Genomic DNA, 4,171 nt, shown 5'->3' with positions numbered 1-4,171 from the left:
CAGGTTGGAGAGCGAGGAATAGCCGGTGCCGAAGTCGTCCATGGCGACGCGGACGCCGAGCGCCTTGACCTGCCGCAAGGTGGCCAGCGCTCGCGGCATGTCCTTGACCAGCGCCGTCTCGGTGATCTCGAGTTCGAGCCTGCCGGGCGCCAGGCCGGACCGCAACAGCACCTCATGCACCTTGCGGCTGAAGTTCGGATTGTGCAGCTGCACGGCCGAGACATTGACGGCGACCATCAGCGGGTTCTTCCAGCGGGCGGCTTCCTCGCAGGCGGCCGAAAGCACCCATTCGCCGATCTGGATGATGGCGCCGCTGTCCTCGGCCACCGGGATGAAGACGGCAGGCGAGATGTCGCCATGTTCGGGATGGTGCCAGCGGATCAGCGCCTCGAAGCCGATCATCCTGCCGGTGCTGATCTCCTTCTGCGGCTGGTAGACGAGCCGGAATTCGCCGCGCGCCACCGCCTGGCGCAGATCGTGCTCCATCACTCGCCGGTCGCGCGCCTCGGCGCCCATCGAGGCCTCGAAGTAACGATAGGTGTCCTTGCCCTCCGCCTTGGCGCGGTAGAGCGCGGTGTCGGCGTGGCTGACGAGGGCCGCCTGCTCATCGGCGTCCAGCGGGTAGAGGGCGATGCCGATGCTGGCCGACACAAGGCCGCCGCCCGGCGACAGCCGGTTCTCCTCGCGTATGGCGGCCAGGACCGCCTCGGCGATACGGCCGGCCGCCTGTGGGTCGGGGAGGTTGGGCGCGATGATGGCGAATTCATCGCCGCCGAGGCGGGCCAGCATCTGCCCGTGGCGAAGTTTGCTCGAGGCGCATTGCGCCACCTTCTGCAGCATCGCGTCGCCGGCGGCATGGCCGAACAGATCGTTGACTTCCTTGAACCGGTCGAGGTCGAGCAGCATGAGCGCGAGCTGACCGTCCTTGCCGCCGCGGCCCGCCGCGGCGATCTCGGCTTCCAGCCGGCTGTTGAAGCTGCGGCGGTTGGCAAGCCCGGTCAGCGGGTCGTAGTGGGCGAGGCGGATGATCTCCTGCTCCGCCTTCTTGCGCTCGCGGATGTCGCGCACGGCGACCACGCTGTGCGGCTTGCCGCAATAGTCGATGGGCCTGGCGATCAGCTCGACGGGGATCATGGTGCCGTCATGGCTCTTGAGGTCGGTTTCCCGTGCCTGCCCGTCCGCTTGGGCCATGGCGGTGGCGGAACGCTCGCCGAAGAGGTCGCTGAGCACCATGGTGTTCAGTGTCGTTGAGGCGATGCCGGACAATGCCGCGATGCTGTCATTGGCGCTGACGATGCGGGTGCCGTCGCAGACGATGAGGCCTTCGACCGCTGCATTGGCCAGGCCATGCATGCGCTCGGCCTCCGCCTGGTGGCGGCGGAAGCGCAGGTCGATCCACAGGGCCGCCGCCGAAAGCACGAGGATGACCAGGCTGGCGGCGGCCGCCGCGAAGGCCTGCGACATTGGCTCGATCGTGTATTGCGAGATCTCGATCGAGCTATCCGGATAGATCGACACGGCCCCCATCGCGATGAAGTGCAAGGTGCAGATCGCCAGCGTCAAAAGCACGGCGGCGCTGACCGTTCTCAGCGTCGAGGGGCGGTGCAGCGCAACAAAAAGCGACATCGCGGCAAGCGTGATGCCGGCGACCAGCGAGATCCCGACAAGCAGCTGATCCCAGACGACCCGGCCCTGCACCTCGAACGCCGCCATGCCGGTATAGTGCATCGTGCCGATGCCGACACCGAGCACGGCGCCGCCGACAAGGTAGTGCTCGATGCCGCCGCGCAAGGTGGCGATCCACATGCCGGCGGCGGTAAGCAGGACGGCCGCGGCAAGCGAAAGCACCGACAACTCGGTGTTGTAGGCGTTCGGTATTCCCGGCGAGAAGGCGATCATGGCGATAAAATGCGTCGCCCAGATGCCGAAACCGGTCGAGGTGGCGGCAATCATCAGCCAGGCATAGCGGTTTCTATTGGTCGAGCGGTGGACGTGGCGAAGCAGATTGACCGCCGAGAAGGAAGAAATGCCGCAGATGAGTGCCGCCAGTGCGACCAATCTCAGATCATGCTCGTGCACGATACAATTATAGACCGTCAACATCTCGCGTCACCTGATCTTCCCGCAATAATCAAGCAATGAAATTGATTAGGGCTGGACGCTTGAAGAATCAGTTATTGCCCGTGCAACTACGGCGTGCGCGTTCGGTTGCAGAGGCGCCCGAGACGATCTCATGCGGGGGCGGCAATATCGCCTGCCGCACCTGTCCGACGCCGATGTCAAAAACACTCGCGAGGCTTTGAAACGCGGTCCTGTCCGCGTGCCAATCGGCTTTTCCACAGACCCGCAGGCCACAGCAGAACTGTCACATACCTTCTCTATGAGAGCGGGCAAGGACTTGCGCACAGCCTGATGTCACCAGCCACTCAAAAGGGAATCAAATCCATGTCGATCATCAAGCAGGGCCTTGCCGCCCTTGCCGCCGGCGCTCTTGGCCTGACGCTGGCGCAGCCTGCCGCCGCCGCGCCCGTCAAATTCGATTTCTGGTTCGGCCTTTCGGGCGACCTCGCGCGCGTCGTCGACACGCTGTGCAAGAACTTCAATGCCTCGCAGTCCGACTATGAGGCGGTCTGCACCAGCCAGGGCAATTATGACGCGACGCTGCAGAACACCATCGCCGCCTTCCGCGCAGGCAAGCAGCCGACAGTCGTTCAGGTCTACGATGTCGGCACCGCCACCATGATGCTGTCGGGCGCCTACTATCCGGCCGACAAGCTGATGGAAGAGAACGGCTACAAGATCGACTACAGCGACTATTTCCCCGGCATCGCGCGCTATTACGCGACGTCGAAGGGCGAGATGCTGTCGTTCCCGTTCAACTCCTCGACGGCGCTGATGTACTGGAACAAGGACGCCTTCGCCAAGATCGGCAAGACCGAGGCGCCGAAGACCTGGGAAGATGTCGGCGCCGACCTCAAGGCGCTGAAGGACGCCGGCTATGACTGCCCGATGGCGATCAACATTTCCGGCAACGAGAGCTGGCAATTGATGGAGCAGTTCTCGGCCATCCACAACCAGCCGATCGCCACCGAGAACAACGGCTATGACGGTCTCAACGCCCGCCTCGAGATGAACAAGACCAAGTTCGTCCAGTATGTCGGCGACCTCAAGAAGTGGTACGACGCCGGCCTGATCAAGATCAAGTCGAAGGACCTCGGCCAGGACATGGTGCAGGCCTTCGCCTCCGGCACCTGCCAGCTCATCATGACCTCGGTCGGCGACCACGGCACGGTCGGCAAGACGCAAAAGGAAGGCATGAGCTGGGACGTGGCCGAGCTGCCCGTCTATGCCGGCACCGAGCGCAAGAATTCGCTGGTCGGCGGCGCCTCGCTCTGGGTGCTGTCCGGCAAGTCGCCCGAGGAATACAAAGGCGCCGCCGCCTTCCTCAACTTCATCCATGATCCCAAGACGGCGCTCTTCTGGTCGACCAACACCGGCTACATCCCGGTGGCGAAGTCCGGCTTCGAGTACATGAAGGCCAACGGCTTCTACGACAAGGCGCCCTACAAGGGCCGCGAGGTCGCCATCGCCAGCCTGACCGCGTCGGAGCCGACCGAGATCACCCGCGGCATCCGTCTCGGTAATTTCACCCAGATCCGCGCCGAGTTCGGCACCCAGATGCAGGCGATCTTCGCCAACAAGGTCAGCGTTCAGGAAGGCATCGACACGCTGGTCAAGAATGGAGACGCCATCCTCGACCGCTTCCAGCAGACCTACGCGAACAAGGCGCTGCCCTGAGCGTCGGCTTTTCGTGGCCGCCCGCCGACAACAGGCGGGCGGCCGTTTCATATCAGGGCTTGGCCGCCCGGCGGCTTTGGCGGATCGATGGAAAAACGCGTCACTTTCTCAAGATGGTCGATCGGCATCCTGTTCGCGGTGCCGCAGTTGCTCCTGATCTTCACCTTCTTCTATTGGCCCGCCGGCCAGGCGGTTTACTGGTCGCTGACGCTGCAGCAACCCTGGGGCGGCGGCAACATCTGGGTCGGGCTCGACAATTTCCGTTCGATCCTCGCCAACACCGACTATTGGAACTCGATCACCGCCAGCCTGATCTTTGCCGGCATCAGCACCGGCCTTGCCATGGTCATCGCGTTGGTGCTTGCCACCCTGA

General features: G+C 63.7%; 2 protein-coding genes and 1 pseudogene. 2 read left to right on the top strand and 1 reads right to left on the bottom strand.

The annotated features are described in order from the left end of the window. Nucleotides 1–2,103 (bottom strand): EAL domain-containing protein (locus EN781_RS27550; protein WP_145965655.1); only part of this gene is annotated, 2,103 nt, incomplete at its 3' end. A gap of 342 nt (nucleotides 2,104–2,445) precedes the next feature. On the opposite strand from EN781_RS27550, the gene EN781_RS27545 reads away from it, so the two are divergent. Next, the gene (locus EN781_RS27545) at nucleotides 2,446–3,798 is read left to right on the top strand and encodes an extracellular solute-binding protein (RefSeq protein WP_127400518.1); all 1,353 of its coding nucleotides are present in this window, start codon (nucleotides 2,446–2,448) and stop codon (nucleotides 3,796–3,798) included. An 87-nt stretch (nucleotides 3,799–3,885) separates the two neighbouring features. Next, nucleotides 3,886–4,171: pseudogene (locus tag EN781_RS27540) on the top strand (sugar ABC transporter permease); the annotation flags it as partial.

It is taken from the genome of Mesorhizobium sp. M4A.F.Ca.ET.090.04.2.1, assembly GCF_003999085.1.
GTDB lineage: Bacteria > Pseudomonadota > Alphaproteobacteria > Rhizobiales > Rhizobiaceae > Mesorhizobium.
The sequence above is the reverse complement of the archived record's forward strand: the minus strand, read 5'-3'. Positions and strand labels throughout refer to the sequence as shown.